The sequence below is a fragment of the Delftia tsuruhatensis NBRC 16741 genome (assembly GCF_001571325.1).
Taxonomy (GTDB): Bacteria; Pseudomonadota; Gammaproteobacteria; order Burkholderiales; family Burkholderiaceae_C; genus Comamonas; species Comamonas tsuruhatensis.
In genome coordinates, this window is sequence record NZ_BCTO01000022.1 from 14,500 (window position 1) to 29,688 (window position 15,189).

General features: G+C 66.3%; 13 protein-coding genes. 8 read left to right on the forward strand and 5 right to left on the reverse strand.

The features are described from left to right. Nucleotides 1-53: 53 nt before the first annotated feature. Entirely contained in the window at nt 54-1,019 is a 966-nt protein-coding gene (locus DTS01S_RS10515) for an alpha/beta hydrolase (RefSeq protein ID WP_061287690.1), read from the reverse strand. A gap of 247 nt (nt 1,020-1,266) precedes the next feature. On the opposite strand from DTS01S_RS10515, the gene DTS01S_RS10520 reads away from it, so the two are divergent. Both DTS01S_RS10520 and DTS01S_RS10525 read left to right on the forward strand, forming a co-directional pair. Beyond that, complete coding sequence (locus DTS01S_RS10520) at nt 1,267-2,982, forward strand: cyclic peptide export ABC transporter (protein WP_061287691.1); 1,716 nt, start codon at nt 1,267-1,269, stop codon at nt 2,980-2,982. A gap of 21 nt (nt 2,983-3,003) precedes the next feature. After that, complete coding sequence (locus tag DTS01S_RS10525; RefSeq protein ID WP_061287692.1) at nt 3,004-3,858, forward strand: hypothetical protein; 855 nt, start codon at nt 3,004-3,006, stop codon at nt 3,856-3,858. Nucleotides 3,859-4,011: 153 nt separating this feature from the next. Here DTS01S_RS10525 and DTS01S_RS10530 read toward each other — a convergent pair whose 3' ends face one another. From DTS01S_RS10530 to DTS01S_RS10540, 3 genes are all read right to left on the reverse strand, one after another. Further along, entirely contained in the window at nt 4,012-4,770 is a 759-nt protein-coding gene (locus tag DTS01S_RS10530; RefSeq protein ID WP_034363673.1) for a 3-hydroxyacyl-CoA dehydrogenase, read from the reverse strand. A 131-nt stretch (nt 4,771-4,901) separates the two neighbouring features. Further along, complete coding sequence (locus DTS01S_RS10535) at nt 4,902-5,948, reverse strand: extracellular solute-binding protein (protein WP_016450487.1); 1,047 nt, start codon at nt 5,946-5,948, stop codon at nt 4,902-4,904. A 276-nt stretch (nt 5,949-6,224) separates the two neighbouring features. After that, nucleotides 6,225-6,773, reverse strand: a complete 549-nt coding sequence (locus DTS01S_RS10540; protein WP_016450488.1) for a phasin family protein — start codon at nt 6,771-6,773, stop codon at nt 6,225-6,227. 323 nt (nt 6,774-7,096) lie between these two features. On the opposite strand from DTS01S_RS10540, the gene DTS01S_RS10545 reads away from it, so the two are divergent. From DTS01S_RS10545 to DTS01S_RS10570, 6 genes are all read left to right on the forward strand, one after another. Further along, nucleotides 7,097-7,558 carry an acyl-CoA thioesterase gene (locus DTS01S_RS10545; RefSeq protein WP_017404735.1) on the forward strand — a complete coding sequence of 154 codons (462 nt, stop codon included), beginning with the start codon at nt 7,097-7,099 and terminating at the stop codon, nt 7,556-7,558. 115 nt (nt 7,559-7,673) lie between these two features. Continuing rightward, nucleotides 7,674-8,894: a nicotinate phosphoribosyltransferase gene (pncB, locus tag DTS01S_RS10550; RefSeq protein WP_047218007.1), complete on the forward strand. Its 1,221-nt coding sequence runs from the start codon at nt 7,674-7,676 to the stop codon at nt 8,892-8,894. A 61-nt stretch (nt 8,895-8,955) separates the two neighbouring features. Further along, nucleotides 8,956-10,383 carry a sodium:proton antiporter gene (locus DTS01S_RS10555; protein ID WP_047218008.1) on the forward strand — a complete coding sequence of 476 codons (1,428 nt, stop codon included), beginning with the start codon at nt 8,956-8,958 and terminating at the stop codon, nt 10,381-10,383. A 37-nt stretch (nt 10,384-10,420) separates the two neighbouring features. After that, the gene (locus DTS01S_RS10560) at nt 10,421-11,428 is read left to right on the forward strand and encodes a 2-hydroxyacid dehydrogenase (protein ID WP_016450492.1); all 1,008 of its coding nucleotides are present in this window, start codon (nt 10,421-10,423) and stop codon (nt 11,426-11,428) included. Nucleotides 11,429-11,538: 110 nt separating this feature from the next. Further along, the gene (gene rmuC / locus DTS01S_RS10565; RefSeq protein WP_026062205.1) at nt 11,539-13,029 is read left to right on the forward strand and encodes a DNA recombination protein RmuC; all 1,491 of its coding nucleotides are present in this window, start codon (nt 11,539-11,541) and stop codon (nt 13,027-13,029) included. Between the two features lies 1 nt (nt 13,030). After that, nucleotides 13,031-14,212, forward strand: a complete 1,182-nt coding sequence (locus DTS01S_RS10570) for an MFS transporter (protein ID WP_017404731.1) — start codon at nt 13,031-13,033, stop codon at nt 14,210-14,212. Between the two features lie 70 nt (nt 14,213-14,282). Here DTS01S_RS10570 and DTS01S_RS10575 read toward each other — a convergent pair whose 3' ends face one another. Further along, nucleotides 14,283-15,152, reverse strand: a complete 870-nt coding sequence (locus DTS01S_RS10575) for an LOG family protein (RefSeq protein WP_016450495.1) — start codon at nt 15,150-15,152, stop codon at nt 14,283-14,285. Nucleotides 15,153-15,189: the final 37 nt, after the last annotated feature.

The following is a 15,189-nucleotide window of genomic DNA, read 5'->3' on the forward strand; positions in this document are numbered from 1 at the left end:
GCCTCATGACCGGGATGACGTGCAGGCGCGGCAAATGTTCATGCCAGGGCCGTTCATGCCAGGGCCGGGATCCGGGCCGCCTGGAAGGCATGGGCCAGTGCCTTGCAGAGCCGGTCGCGCAGCACCTCGGTCTCTTCGGTGAGGGCGCCCAGCCGCGCAAAGTCATGGACCATGCCGGCGTAGATCTGCAGGTCCACGGCCACGCCGGCGGCCTGCAGCCGCTCGGCATAGCGCTTTCCTTCGTCGATCAGCGGGTCGTACTCGGCCAGCACCATCAGCGTGGGGGCCAGCCGGCCCAGGTCGGATGCCTGCAGCGGGGCAAAGCGCCAGTCCTGCCGGTCCGCATCGCTGCGCAGGTATTGGCCGAACATCCAGGCCAGGGTGTCACCTTCCAGCAGATGGCCGGTGGCCAGGCGCGCATGCGAGTCACTGTCCTGCCGTGCTGCCGTGCAGGGGTAGAGCAGCAACTGCAGCAAGGGCTGGGGCATGCCCGCGTCGCGCGCGGCGATGCACAGGGCCGTGGCCAGCGTGCCCCCGACGCTGTCGCCGCCAATGGCCAGGCGCTGCGCGTCCAGGCCATGGCGGCCGCCGTGCTCCAGCAGCCAGGCCAGGGCGTCCTGTGCGTCGAGGAAGGCGGTGGGAAAGCGGTGCTCTGGCGCCAGCCGGTAGTCGATGGCCAGCACATTGCAGGGCGTGCCCAGCGCCAGGCTGCGGCACAGGCTGTCATGCGAGTCGAGCCCGCCCAGCACATAGCCGCCGCCGTGAAGGAACAGCAGGCAGGGCGCGGCTGTGTGTCCAGGGGCTGCGCGGTAGAACCGGGCACGGATACGCGCGCCGTCGCGCGTGGGCAGATCCAGGTCCTCGGTGGGCAGATCGTCGCCCGGCAGGTCCAGCGCCAGCGTGGCGTTGTCGTAGGCGGCGCGCGCCTGCGCTGCCGTCATCTGGCTCATGCGCGGGCGGCTGGATGCCTGGGCGTTGGCGAGTTCGAGAAATGCTTGCAGGTCGGGGTGGAGAGCCATGGCGTCCTTCGGGTGTGCGGCAGACAAGGCAGGGCGGGCCGATGCAGGGCATGGCGCCCGCGCTGCCCCTTCCCCGTGATGACGCTGGGCGGCGGAATTTGTTCATCGCCGGGACGATGAACATTTCCCGCGCTCGCACGTCTTGCAGGGAGTGGGCAGCGTGCGTCGTGCGCCGCATCCCCAGGAAAACGCCGGGCCGCGCCGGCATTGCAAGGTCATGCGCCCATGGGCGCCAGAGGAATCCCTTATGGAAAACGCCAGCCGACCGCCCTCCGAGGTACTGCGCCTGCTCAGGCCCTTCCTGCCGTGGATGGCCCTGTCCGTGGTCACGGGCATTTGCGCGGGTGGGGCCACGGTGGCGCTGCTGGCGACCATCAACCAGGTGCTCAACCGCCCAGGCGGATTGGCCGGCGGGCTGCTGCTGACCTTCATCGCCCTGTGCGCCACCGTGCTGGTGTGCCGGGCCGCGTCCGACATGTCGGGCAATTTCGTGGGGCAGCGCCTGGTGGCCCGGCTGCGCAAGGAGCTGGCCAGCAAGATCCTGGCCGCGCCCATCGACGCGCTGGAGCGCTACCGCACGCACCGCCTCATGCCCGTGCTCACGCAGGACGTGGACATGATCAGCGACGTGGCCTTCGTGCTGGCCTCCAACGTGATCGCCCTGGCCATTGCGCTGGGCTGCCTGGCCTATCTGGCCCTGCTGTCGCCGCCGCTGTTTGCCATGCTGGTGGTGGCGCTGGTGCTGGGCGTCAGCCTGCAGGCGCTGGCCCAGTCGCGCGGCGTGGCGGGGTTCTGGAAGGCGCGCGATCACGAGGAAGTGCTGCACAAGGCCTACCGCGCCATCAGCGAAGGCGCCAAGGAGTTGCGCATGCACCGCGCGCGCCGGGGCCGCATCTTCGACGGGCAGATCGGCTCCACCGTGGATGCCATCCGCCGCATCAACAGCCGCGCCATCAACACCTATGTGCTGGCCACGGCCTTCGGTTCGGCGCTGTTCTTTCTGTTGATCGCCCTCATCCTGGGCTGGGCCGCGCTGCGCACCACCGAGCCCGTGGTGCTCAGCGGCTTCGTGCTGGTGCTGCTGTTCCTCAAGGGCCCCATGGACCAGATCGCGGGCGCGCTGCCCAACCTGGGCCGTGCCAAGGTGGCGCTGCAGCGCATTGCCGACCTGTCGGCGCGCTTTGCCAGCCCCGAGCCGCACCTGCACCTGGACAGCCCGCCCGGCGAGGTCCGCCTGGACCGCGGCCTGGAGCTGCGGGGCGTGCGCTATGCCTTCGATGCGCCCGAAGGCGGCAAGGCCTTCGAGATCGGCCCCATCGACCTGAAGCTGGGCAAGGGCGAACTGGTCTTTGTGGTGGGCGACAACGGCTCGGGCAAAACCACGCTGATCAAGCTGCTGCTGGGCCTGTATGCGCCCCAGCAGGGCGAGATCCTGCACGACGGCCAGCCCGTCACGGCGCAGACGCGCGACGACTACCGCCAGCTGTTCACCACGGTGTTCTCGGACTTCTACCTGTTCGAGGACCTGGTGGCCGGCGGCGAAGAGGGCCAGGCCGCCGCGCTGCCCGAGGCCGCGCTGCCCTACCTGCAGCGGCTGGAGATCGCCCACAAGGTCAGCGTGCGCAACGGCAGCTTCAGCACCATCGACCTGTCCACCGGCCAGCGCAAGCGCCTGGCCCTGGTCCACGCCTATCTGGAGGGCCGGCCCGTGCTGGTCTTCGACGAATGGGCGGCCGACCAGGACCCGAGCTTCCGCCACCTGTTCTACACCGAGCTGCTGCCCGAGCTGCGCGCCAGGGGCCACCTGCTGGTGGTCATCTCCCATGACGATCGCTACTTCCACCTGGCCGACCGCATCGTGCGCATGGAGGCCGGCCGCATGGTCCTGCCGCAAGACGGGGCGCAGCCGGTGGCGGCTGCATCGGCCAGTCCCGCCAGTCAAGGCGCGCTGGCCGACATCTGAATTCCTGCTGAATCCACGAACATGGCAAAGACAAAACTCGTCTACATCTGGTCCCTGAGAAACGCCGCCGCCGATCAGGCAGGCCAGCACATCGCCTACAAGGGCGCAACGCGCTACATGAAGTCGCCGCTCGAATACCTGGGCGAGCTGCTGGACACCAGCCCGCTGGGCGATATCTACAGCCTGGAGGCCGTGATCCACGACGACGACGAGGCCTCGCCGCGCGACCGCGAAAAGATCGGCGACTACGGCTTCAGCTACCGGCCGGGCGGCCGCTGGTTCTATCCGCCGGACCTGCGCATCCAGGGGCGCAGGGTCAATGACCTGCTCATGGCCGTGCCGTCTTCCTACCGGCGCCTGCCGCTGAACGATTCGCAGCGCGCCGCGGGCAAGCAGATGTTCGAGGCGCAGTTGCAGGACAGGCTGGTGCAGCTGGGTGCCGAGCGGGTGGTGCTGGATGGCCTGCTCGTCATCCTGGACCGGCTCGTGCGGCCCGGGGCCCTGTTCCACCGCAGGATCGCCAACATCCACCCCGGCATCACGCGCCTGGAGTCACCCTATGAACGCCGGGGCGCCTGCGCCACGCTGGACGCGCTGCATGGCGCACAAGGCTACAAGATCGTGGACTGGAAGACCATGGAACAGCGCCCGGTCCCGCCCCTGTTCAAGACCGGCGCATCCTTTCACTACGTGGACAACGGCATCGACTCCGGCGAAGTCATCGCCGACGTGCTGGGCACCGACATCGATCCCCAAGACACGATTCTTGAGCTGCGCTGGAACAACTTCCAGCACAGCCTGTTCCCTGCATTGCGCAAGGGGCTGGAGATGATGGCCAGAGCGCCTGCAGACACGCCTGCAGACACCACGGTGTGACAACGCGCGTATCTCAAAAACCGGCACGGCCCAAAGCGAGGGACACCGAGCAAGGGCCTATGCCGGCCGCGCCGCCCCGCCGCGAGGGTGTCGTCCCCCTCCCTCGCGAAGCGAGAAAGAGAGGGGGAAGCGGCGCAGCCGCTCAGGGGGTGCTTACTTCGGTGCCAGACGAATGGCCCCATCCAGCCGGATCACCTCACCATTGAGCATGTCGTTGTCCAGGATGTGGCGCACCAGCTTGGCATAGTCCTGGGGCGTGCCCAGGCGGCTGGGGAAGGGCACGCCGGCGGCCAGTGCGTCCTGCACTTCCTGCGGCATGCCGAACAGCATGGGCGTGCCGAAGATGCCGGGGGCAATCGTCATGTTGCGGATGCCGTTGCGCGCCAGGTCGCGCGCAATGGGCAGCGTCATGCCGACCACGCCGCCCTTGGACGCCGCATAGGCCGCCTGGCCGATCTGGCCGTCGTAGGCGGCCACGCTGGCCGTGGAGATCAGCACGCCGCGCTCGCCCGTGCTCTCAGGCTCGTTGGCCGACATGGCGGCGGCGGCCAGGCGGATCATGTTGAAGCTGCCGATCAGGTTGACCGTGATGGTTTTGGAGAACAGCGCCAGGTTGTGCGCGCCGTTCTTGCCCACGGTCTTCTCGGCGGGCGCAATGCCTGCGCAGTTGACCAGGCCTGCCAGCTTGCCCAGGCTCACGGCCTTGTCCACCACGGCCTGGCCATCGGCCTCCTGGCTCACGTCGCATTTGACGAAGACGCCGCCGATCTCGCGCGCCACGGCCTCGCCCTTGTCCGCCTGCATATCGGCGATCACCACCTTGCCGCCCTCGGCCGCCAGCATGCGCGCCGTGCCTTCGCCCAGCCCGGAGGCGCCGCCCGTGACGATGAATACCCGGTCCTTGATCTGCATGGAATGTCTCCTTGGTTATCTGACGTTGACGTAAACGTAACTCTCAAATTATGCATGCAGCCCCGGCCGCAGCCATGTCGCGCCCAAGAAAAAGCCCGGCAGTGCCGGGCTGGTGATGGGCGCGATGGGGATTACTGGAACCCGGCACGGTCCAGCATTTGCTGGACCTTGGTCATGTTCTTGCCCACGGCCGTGATCGGGATGGTCTCGCTCTTGAAGGGCTTGCCGCCGGTCATCTCCTTGAGGGCAGGGTTGTCCAGTTCCACGCCCTTGGCTGCGGGCCACTCGTTGTTGCCGTTGGCAAAGTAGTTCTGGGCGGCGGGGCTGGCCAGGTACTCCAGGAACTTGACGGCGTTGTCCTTGTTCTTGGCATGGCGTGCCACGGCGCCGCCCGCGATGTTCAGGTGCGTGCCCCAGCTGGACTGGTTGGGGAAGACCACGCCGATCTTGCCGACCACGGCCTGGTCCTCGGGCTTGCCCGAGCGCATCATGCGCGCCAGGTAGTAGCTGTTGGTCACGCCGATGGTGCATTCGCCCGAGGCCACGGCCTTGATCTGGTCGGTGTCGCCACCCTTGGGCGGGCGGGCCAGGTTGGCCTTCATGCCCTGGATCCAGCCCTCTGCCTTTTGCTCGCCCATGTGTTCGACCACGGTGCCGAACAGGCTCAGGTTGTAGGGGTGCGAGCCCGAGCGGATGCACAGCTGGCCCTTGAACTTGGGGTCGGCCAGCGATTCGTAGTTCTGCACGTCGGCGGGCTGGACCTTGGCCTTGTTGTAGACGATGACGCGGGCGCGTGTGGACAGGCCGAACCAGCTGATGCCATCGGCCGTGGGCTGGGCGCGCAGGTTGGAGGGAATGGCGTCTTCCAGCAGCTTGGAGTGGATGGGCTGGAACAGCCCATCGACCTCGCCGCGGTACAGGCGCGCGGCATCGACCAGCAGGATCACGTCGGCCGGCGAGGCCTGGCCCTCGGCCTTCAGGCGCGCAATGATGCCGGCGTCGTCGCCGTCCACGCGGTTGATCTTGATGCCGGTGGCCTTGGTGAAGCCGTTGTACAGCTCCTCGTCCGTGGAGTAGTGGCGCGCGGAGTAGAGGTTGACGACCTGGGAGTCGGCAATGGCTGTGCCGGCAGCCACCAGGGCGCAAGCGGCAAACAGGGCTTTCAGGGATTTCGACATGAAGACAGGCCTCTCTTTGTTGGCAAAGTGCGATGATAGGCCAGACGCGAATTGTTCTTAATAAAGGGGGTGGTTCTGGAGGGCTATGGCAGCCCGGGGTATCGAGGACGGGAATAAAAAAAACCCAGTCCAAGGACTGGGTTTTGAAAGGATCCAGAAACGGGGGTTTCGAGAGGATCCAAGGAGACAACTGGTCAGGTCTTGCGACCCGGGATGCATGCAATTATGAGGGTAATCACTAATTCTTGCACGCAACCCTGTTGTAAGACGGCGTGATCAACGCTTGCGGGTCTGGGCCGACTGGACGGCTTCGCTGGCGGTGTTGGTCACGGCCGTGAAGTTGGCTTCCGCCAGGTCCGAAGCCTGCTTGACGGCCTTTTGCACCGACTCGAAGGCATTGTTGGCAGCCGACACGGCGCTCTTCATCACGGCCACGGCGGTTTCGGAACCTGCGGGTGCGTTCTTGGCGGTGGTGTCCACCAGGGCGCTGAAGTTCTTCTGCAGATCGGACGCCTGGCTTTCGAAGGCCTTGGCCAGCTCGGCACCGGTGCCGCTGGCGATGTCGTACAGGTGGCGGCTGTAGGCAGCGGTCTTTTCAGCCAGGGGCTGGAACAGGTTGGCCTGCAGCGACAGCAGTTCCTGCGCATCCTTCACGCTCAGGACGGCCTGGGTGTGCTGGGCGGCTTCGTTCAGTGCGGCGCGCGAGGCGGTCACATTCAGTTCCACCAGCTTTTCAACGCCTTCGAAGGCCTTGCTCGTCAGGCCGAACAGGGTTTCCAGGTTGGCCTTTTGTGCGCTCAGGATTTGGTCAGGGGTCAAGCTCATGTCAGTCTCCAGAAAAACGGACCACAGGGGTCTCGGGTTACGGGGAATTGCCTGCGCTGACCTGACTGAGTGTCATGTTGCAGTGCAGCATGGGTCTTATTGTAGGGATTGCAAAAAAGGAATCAAGTACCTGATGCTGCGGTGCAGCAAAAAAATCGGCAAAGCTGTGGGTTTTTTGTAAGTCTTTGATTTTGAATTGGTTTTATGTCGGTTTGACGACATTTTTCGGTTTGCATGCTTACTCGCTTGGCGAGTGATTGGCAGCAGTGCGCGTCGTGATGGCGACAGTGGCTGGGGACAGGGCGCATTCGGCCGGCGGCACAATGGCCGCCATGAATGAATCGCCCCCGAGCCGCCCCGCGCCGCAGCCCCGTTCGGCCTATGCGGCATTCCGACGCATCAGCACGCGCTGGTCGGACAACGATGTCTACGGGCACGTCAACAACGTCGTCTATTACAGCTGGTTCGATACGGCGGTGAATGCCCATCTGATCGAGCAGGGCGCGCTGGATATCCACGCGGGCGAGACGATAGGCCTGGTCATAGAGACGCAATGCAATTACTTTGCGCCGCTGGCCTTCCCGCAGGAGGTGGAGGCCGGTATCCGGGTGGCCCGCATCGGTGGCTCCAGCGTGCGCTACGAGGTGGGGCTGTTCGCGCAGGGCGAGCCATTGACGGCGGCGGCCGGGCATTTCGTGCATGTCTATGTGGACCGGCATACGCGCCGGCCTGCCCAGATTCCGCAGGCGCTGCGACAGGTGCTGGAGCCGCTGCTGCGCGGCTGATGGCGTCCGGGGCGCATGCAAGGCGTGCGCTCGCAGCGCGGCAGCGTGTGTATGGCCTACACTCGAAAGCTGTCTGCCATCTGACCGCTGGGGCGCTTACCGCCCGGCTCTGTCCATGATCATCACCAGCCTGCTCGATACCGACCTGTACAAATTCACGATGATGCAGGTGGTGCTGCACCAGTTTCCCGGAGCACAGGTCGAGTACCGCTTCAAGTGCCGCAACCCCGGCGTGCAGCTCGCACCCTATGTGAACGAGATCCGCTCCGAGATCCGCTCGCTGTGCAGTCTGCGTTTCCAGGACGCGGAGCTGGCCTATCTGAGCTCGCTGCGCTTCATCAAGAGCGACTTCGTCGATTTCCTGGGCCTGTTCCACCTCAACGAGAAATGCATCACGGTGCAGGCGCTGCCCAATGGCGAGATCGACATCACCATCCGCGGCCCCTGGCTGCACACCATCCTGTTCGAGATTCCCGTTCTGGCCATCGTCAACGAGGTGTACTTCCGCAACACCCAGCCGGTGCCCGATTTTCCGGAAGGCCGGCGCCGTCTCGACGCCAAGATTGCGCTGCTGCAGCAGCCCGGCCTGGAGCAGCTCAAGATTGCCGACTACGGCACGCGCCGTCGCTTTTCGCGGGCCTGGCATGAAGAGGTGCTGCGCGTGCTGTGCGCACGCCTGGGCCGGCCCGGCACATCCGTGGAGTCCGAAGGCCAGTTCGCCGGCACCAGCAATGTGCTGTACGCCATGAAGCTGGGCGTGCGGCCCCTGGGCACGCTGGCGCATGAATACCTGCAGGCCTGCCAGTCCCTGGGCCCGCGCCTGCGCGACAGCCAGATCTTCGGCTTCGAATCCTGGGCGCGCGAATACCGGGGCGACCTGGGCATTGCGCTGTCGGACGTCTACGGCATGTCGGCCTTCCTGCGCGATTTCGACCTGTACTTCTGCAAGCTCTTCGACGGTGCGCGCCACGACAGCGGCGACCCGTTCGAGTGGGGCGAGCGGCTGCTGGCCCACTACCGTGCCAACCGCATCGATCCGCTGACCAAGACGCTGATCTTCAGCGACGGCCTGACGGTGCCGCGCACCATCGAGCTGTTCCAGCGCTTCCATGGCCGCTGCCAGCTGGCCTTCGGCATAGGCACCAACCTGACCAACGACCTGGGCGACGCGCCCGACCATGTGCCGCTGCAGATCGTCATCAAGATGACCCGCTGCAACGGCCAGCCCGTGGCCAAGCTCTCGGACACGCCGGGCAAGAGCATGTGCGATGACGAGAAGTACCTGGCCTACCTGCGTCAGGTGTTCGAGATTGCGCCGCCTGCGGCGCAGGCTTGATTGCGGCACCACCTGCCGCCAGGAGGGGACAGTGAATAGAGAACAAAGAGGAGACGGGACCATGAAGGCATTGCGCGGATTGCTGGCGCTGCTGGCCACCTGCGCGCCATCCTGGGCCCTGGCCGCCGATATCGACGGCGGCCAGCTTTCGGTACTTTGGGGCGTGCCGTTTGCGGGCATGCTGTTGTCCATCGCCCTGATGCCGCTGGCGGCGCCCCATTTCTGGCACCGGCATTTCGGCAAGGTGACGGCCGCCTGGGCGCTGGTCTTTCTGCTGCCCTTCGCGGCGGTGTTCGGCGTGGGCGCGGCCATGGCCAACCTGGTGCATGCCCTGCTGGCCGAATACCTGCCGTTCGTGATCCTGCTGACGGCGCTGTACACGGTGTCGGGCGGCATCTATGTGCGCGGCAATCTCAAGGGATCGCCGGGGCTGAACACGGCCATTCTGGCGATCGGCGCCGTGCTGGCCAGCTTCATGGGGACCACGGGCGCCTCGATGCTGCTGATCCGGCCGCTGCTGCGCGCCAACGACAACCGCAGGCACCAGGTGCATGTGGTGGTGTTCTTCATCTTCATCGTCTCCAATGCCGGCGGCTCGCTGACGCCGCTGGGCGATCCACCGCTGTTCCTGGGCTTTCTCAAGGGGGTGGATTTCTTCTGGACGGTACGTCACATCTTCACCGAGACGCTGTTCCTGGTGGGTGCGCTGCTGGCGTTGTTCTACGCGATCGATGCCTGGCTGCTGCGCAAGGCCGGCGAAGCGGATCTGCCCGATCCCACGCCCAGCGTCGATGCCTTGGGCCGCGCCAGCCGCCTGGGCTTTGATGGCGGCGTGAACTTCGTGCTGCTGCTGGCCGTGGTGGCACTGGTGCTGATGAGCGGCCTGTGGCGTACCGATGCCGGCCTGGTGCTGGCCGGCACGCATGTGGGCCTGCCGGGTCTGGTGCGCGATGCGGGCCTCGTCGCCGTGACTGTGCTGTCCCTCAGGCTCACGCCGCGCAGCGTGCACCAGGCCAATGAATTCGGCTGGGGGCCGATGCAGGAAGTGGCCAAGCTGTTCGCGGGCATCTTCCTGACCATCATTCCCGTGATCGCCATGCTCAAGGCGGGAACGGCCGGACCCTTCGGCGCCATCGTGGGGGCCGTGACGCGCGCCGACGGCACGCCCGATCCGCTGATGTATTTCTGGGCCACGGGCCTGCTGTCCTCGTTCCTGGACAACGCGCCGACCTACCTGGTGTTCTTCAATACGGCGGGCGGAGACGCCGCTCAGATGATGACGGCCATGGCCTCGACGCTGGCCGCCATCTCGGCGGGCGCGGTGTTCATGGGCGCCAACACCTATATCGGCAATGCGCCCAACCTGATGGTCAAGGCCATTGCCGAGGAGCGCGGCGTGAAGATGCCCAGCTTCTTCGGCTACATGGCCTGGTCGCTGTGCATTCTGGTGCCGCTGTTCGTATTGATGAGCTTCATCTGGTTCCGCTGAAGAACCGCCTAACGCCAAGACAAGGAAAGAGACAGACATGGCAAGCAAACCCCGCATCCTGATCGCCCGTGCCATCCCGCCCGAAGTGGTGCGCAAGCTGGAGCAGCACTTCGAGGTCGAGTCCAACCAGGATGACGTGGTCTGGAGCCCGCAGGAACTGGCCAGGCATCTGCAGGACAAGGATGGAGTGCTGACCACGGGCTCGCAGACCATCGATGCGGCGCTGCTGGCCGCCTGCCCGCGCCTGAAGGTGGTGGCCAACATGGCCGTGGGCTACAACAACTTCGACGTGCCTGCGATGACGGCTGCAGGTGTGCAGGGCACGAATGCCCCCGACGTGCTGACCGAGACCACGGCCGATTTCGGCTTTGCCCTGCTGATGGCCACGGCCCGCCGCGTGACCGAAAGCGAGCACTACCTGCGCGCAGGAAAGTGGAACTCCTGGCGCTACGACCTGTTTGCCGGCTCGGAAGTGCACGGCAGCACGCTGGGCATCATCGGCATGGGCCGCATCGGCCAGGGCATCGCCAAACGCGGGGCGCATGGCTTCGGCATGAAGGTGGTCTATCACAACCGCTCGCGCCTGTCGCCCGAGCTGGAAGCCGAATGCAAGGCCGGCTACGTGGGCAAGGATGAACTGCTGGCCATGGCCGACCATGTGGTGCTGGTGCTGCCCTACACCAAGGAAAACCACCACACCATAGGCGCGGCCGAGATCGCCCGGATGAAGCCCACGGCCACGCTGATCAACATCGCGCGCGGCGGCATCGTCGATGACGCGGCGCTGGCCAGGGCACTGCGCGACAGGACCATTGCTGCAGCAGGCCTGGACGTGTTCGAGGGCGAGCCCTCGGTCCATCCCGACCTGCTGACCGTGCCCAACGTGGTGCTGACCCCGCACATCGCCAGCGCCACCATGGGCACGCGCAGCGCCATGGCCGAGCTGGCGGCCGACAACCTGATCGACTTCCTGTCCGGCAAGGGCCCGCGCACGCCCGTGAACCAGCCCGAAGCGGCGGCCGCCGGCGCGCGCGCCAAGGCCTGAACACGGTGTTGTGACAATCGCGGGAAGGCTGGCCGTGGCCGCTTCCCGCTGCATGGAGCGCAAGCAAAATCTTGACCCAGATATCCGGAGTGTGGTGGGCGGCCTGGGCCGTGCTGCTGTTGGGGCAGGCGGCCGTGATCTGGCTGCTGTGGAGGCGCTCGGCGCAGCGCGAGGACGGGGTGGCGCCCCAGCAGGTGCTGCAGGCGCTGCAGATGCTGGACGTGCGGCTGCAGCAGCTCGAGCGCGGTGCCCAGGCCACGCAGATGGCCGTGGCCAAGAGCGATGGCGGGCTGGACCGCGTGTCGCAGCAGCTGCAGGCCCATCTGGCCCAGGCCCAGCTCGATGCCCAGGCGGCGCGGCGCGAGCAGGGCGAGGCGCTGGCAGCCTTTCGCATGGAACTGGGCCGGCTCACCGTGCGGCTGGCCGCCGACAGCGCCCAGGCCCGCGAGGCCCAGGGCGAAAGCACGCAGCGCTTCAACGCCCATGTGCAGGAGCGCTTCGAGGCGCTGGCGCAGACCACGCGCAGCACGCTGGACTCCCTCAAGAACGACATCCAGCAGCAGCTGGGCGGACTGGCGCAATCCAGCCAGGTCCATGCCGAGCAGCTGCGCGGCACGCTCAACGAGCGCCTGGCCACCATCCAGTCGGACAATGCGGCGCGCCTGGAAGAGATGCGGCGCACGGTGGACGAGAAGCTGCATGCCACGCTGGAGCAGCGCCTGGGCGAATCGTTCAAGCTGGTCAGCGACCGGCTGGAGCAGGTGCACAAGGGCCTGGGCGAGATGCAGACGTTGGCCGGCAGCGTGGGCGATCTCAAGCGCGTGATGAGCAATGTGAAGACGCGCGGCACCTGGGGCGAACTGCAGCTGGGCGCCATCATCGAGAACGTGCTCACGCCCGAGCAGTACGCGCGCAACGTCAAGACCGTGCCCGGCAGCGACGACATGGTGGAGTTCGCCATCCGCCTGCCCGGACGCAGCGACGAGACGCCGGTCTGGCTGCCCATCGACGCCAAGTACCCGGTGGAGCAGTACCAGCGCCTGCTCGACGCCCAGGATGCGGCGGACAAGGCGGCCATTGTCTCGGCAGGCAATGCCTTCGAGGCATCGATCAAGTTCGAGGCGCGCAAGATCCACGGCAAGTACGTGAGCCCGCCGCACACCACGGACTTTGCCGTGCTCTACCTGCCTACCGAAGGCCTGTTTGCCGAGGTCATGCGCCGCCCCGGCCTGGTCGAGGCCGTGCAGAACGGCTGCCGCGTGATGGTCACCGGCCCGGCCAACCTGGCCGCCATGCTCAGCAGCCTGCAGATGGGCTTCAAGACGCTGGCCATCGAAAAGCGCTCGTCCGAGGTCTGGGCGGTGCTCGGCCAGGTCAAGACCGAGTTCGCCAAGTTCGGCGAAGTGGTGGATGCCACGCGCAAGTCCATAGACGCGGCGGCCAAGCGCTTCGAGCAGGTGGGCGTGCGCACGCGCGCCATCCAGCGCCAGCTGCGCGACGTGCAGGAGCTGCCCGCGCCGACCTCTAGTGCAGCGCGGCCCGGCCTGCCGGATGACAAGGATGCTGCGGCCGGAATGGAGCCGGGATCGGAGCAGGATTGAGATGAACCTGGCCCTGTTCAAGGTCATCATGGCGCAGGTCAGCGTGCATGCCACCATGGCCGGCATGCGGCTGGCAGCGCCCTTGCTGGCCCTGCAGCAGGGCTATAGCGCGGCGGCCGTGGGCATCTTGCTGGCGCTGTTCGCGCTGACCCAGGTGTTCCTGGCGCTGCCGGCCGGGCGCTTCGCGGACAAGCATGGTTTTCGAAAGCCGTTTTTCCTGTCCATGCTGGCGGCCAGCGGGGGCTGCGCGCTGGCGCTGGCATTGCCGCTGTATCCGGTGCTATGCCTTGCGGCGTTGTTGACGGGCGGAGCCAGCGGCGCCGTGGTGATTGCCGTGCAGCGCCATGCGGGCCGTGTCACCCACGATGCCGTGGCGCTCAAGAAGGTGTTCAGCTGGTTGGCCATAGGCCCGGCCATCTCCAACTTCATCGGGCCCTTCAGCACCGGGCTGCTGATCGATCACGCGAATTTTGGCGGCGAGGGCAGCACCATGGGCTACCGCGTCGCCTTCGGCCTGCTGGCCCTGGTGCCCGTGCTGGCCTGGAGCTGGGTGCGCCACACGCAGGAGCTGCCGCCCGTGCGCGCGCCCATCGGCGGTCCCAAGCAGCATGCCTGGGACCTGTTGCGCGACCGCAATTTCCGCAACCTGCTGCTGGTCAACTGGCTGCAGTCCGCATGCTGGGACGTGCACACCTTCGTGCTGCCGCTGCTGGGCCATGAGAAGGGCCTGAGCGCCTCGGTCATCGGCACGCTGCTGGGCATTTTTGCCGTGGCGGCCGCCGCCATCCGCCTGGCCATGCCGCTGGTGGCCGAGCGCTTGCGCGAAGGCGCCGTGATCTCCGGTGCCATGGCCATCACCGCCTTCGTCTTTGCGCTGTACCCCTTCATGGACTCGGCGCTGACCATGGGCATGTGTTCGGTGATGCTGGGTTTTTCACTGGGATCTGTGCAGCCCATGGTCATGAGCATGCTGCACCAGATCACGCCCGAGCACCGCCATGGCGAGGCACTGGGCCTGCGGCTCATGGCCATCAATGCCTCCAGCGTGGCCATGCCCGTGCTGTTCGGCTCGGCGGGGGCATTGATCGGCGTGTCTGCGCTGTTCTGGGTGGTGGGCGTGGCCGTGGCCTCGGGCATCCGCACGGCCTGGTTCATGGGGCTGACGCCGCGCAAGCCGGAATGAAAAAAAGCGACCTGCGCCTTGGTGCGCAGATCGCCTTGCGATGCGGTGGCGGCCTGCCGGCCGCTGCGGCTTACCAGCCGCCAGCGTGGAACTGCTTGATCAGCGCCCAGGCCTCGACCGGATCATCGGTATAGCGGAACAGCTGCAGGTCCTTGGGCGAGATCGTGCCTTCCTCGATCATCAGGTCGATGTTGAGCAGGCGCTTCCAGAACTCGGTGCCAAAAAGGATCACGGGCACGGAATGCGTCTTGCCGGTCTGCATGAGGGTCAGCACCTCGAACAGCTCGTCCAGCGTGCCGAAGCCGCCGGGGAAGGCCACCAGGGCCTTGGCGCGCATCATGAAATGCATCTTGCGCAGGGCGAAGTAGTGGAACTTGAAGCTCAGGTCCGGCGAGATGAAGCGGTTGCCGTTTTGCTCGTGCGGCAGCTCGATGTTCAGGCCGATGCTGGGCGCGCCCACGTCATGGGCGCCCCGGTTGGCCGCCTCCATGATGCCGGGGCCGCCGCCGGTGCAGATGTAGAGGCGCTCCTCGGGCGGCTGGTTCAGGCTGTCGGCGGCCACGATGCGCGTGAAGGCGCGGGCCTGTTCATAGCGGTGCGCATTGCGCACGGCGCGCTCGGCCAAGGCAACGCGCTGGGGATCGCCGCTGGCCTGTGCGTCGGCCAATTGCTGCTCGGCCTGCTCCAGGTCCACGAAGCGGGCGCTGCCATAGACCACGACGGTGTGCTCGATGCCGCGCTCGATCTGGGCCAGGTCCGGCTTGAGCAGCTCCAGCTGCATGCGGATGCCGCGGGTTTCGCGGCGGAACATGAATTCCGGGTCCGCGAAGGCGAGGCGATTGGAGTTCTGCTGCAATGCCATGCCGTTGTGTGCCTGGTTGTGAAGGGCCGACCAGCCGTTGGCCAGATCGGTATCGGTCAGGGGGGAAGAGATTTGCATGAACCCTCGTACACAGGAAAAACCAGGGCGGCCACGC

Coding starts and splice junctions, on each gene's coding strand:
- DTS01S_RS10555 (WP_047218008.1), top strand. CDS start 8,956: ATGAAGGCATTGCGCGGATTGCTGGCGCTGCTGGCCACCTGCGCGCCA.
- DTS01S_RS10535 (WP_016450487.1), bottom strand. CDS start 5,948: ATGTCGAAATCCCTGAAAGCCCTGTTTGCCGCTTGCGCCCTGGTGGCT.
- DTS01S_RS10530 (WP_034363673.1), bottom strand. CDS start 4,770: ATGCAGATCAAGGACCGGGTATTCATCGTCACGGGCGGCGCCTCCGGG.
- pncB (WP_047218007.1), top strand. CDS start 7,674: ATGATCATCACCAGCCTGCTCGATACCGACCTGTACAAATTCACGATG.
- DTS01S_RS10525 (WP_061287692.1), top strand. CDS start 3,004: ATGGCAAAGACAAAACTCGTCTACATCTGGTCCCTGAGAAACGCCGCC.
- DTS01S_RS10540 (WP_016450488.1), bottom strand. CDS start 6,773: ATGAGCTTGACCCCTGACCAAATCCTGAGCGCACAAAAGGCCAACCTG.
- DTS01S_RS10575 (WP_016450495.1), bottom strand. CDS start 15,152: ATGCAAATCTCTTCCCCCCTGACCGATACCGATCTGGCCAACGGCTGG.
- DTS01S_RS10515 (WP_061287690.1), bottom strand. CDS start 1,019: ATGGCTCTCCACCCCGACCTGCAAGCATTTCTCGAACTCGCCAACGCC.
- DTS01S_RS10570 (WP_017404731.1), top strand. CDS start 13,031: ATGAACCTGGCCCTGTTCAAGGTCATCATGGCGCAGGTCAGCGTGCAT.
- DTS01S_RS10560 (WP_016450492.1), top strand. CDS start 10,421: ATGGCAAGCAAACCCCGCATCCTGATCGCCCGTGCCATCCCGCCCGAA.
- DTS01S_RS10545 (WP_017404735.1), top strand. CDS start 7,097: ATGGCCGCCATGAATGAATCGCCCCCGAGCCGCCCCGCGCCGCAGCCC.
- DTS01S_RS10520 (WP_061287691.1), top strand. CDS start 1,267: ATGGAAAACGCCAGCCGACCGCCCTCCGAGGTACTGCGCCTGCTCAGG.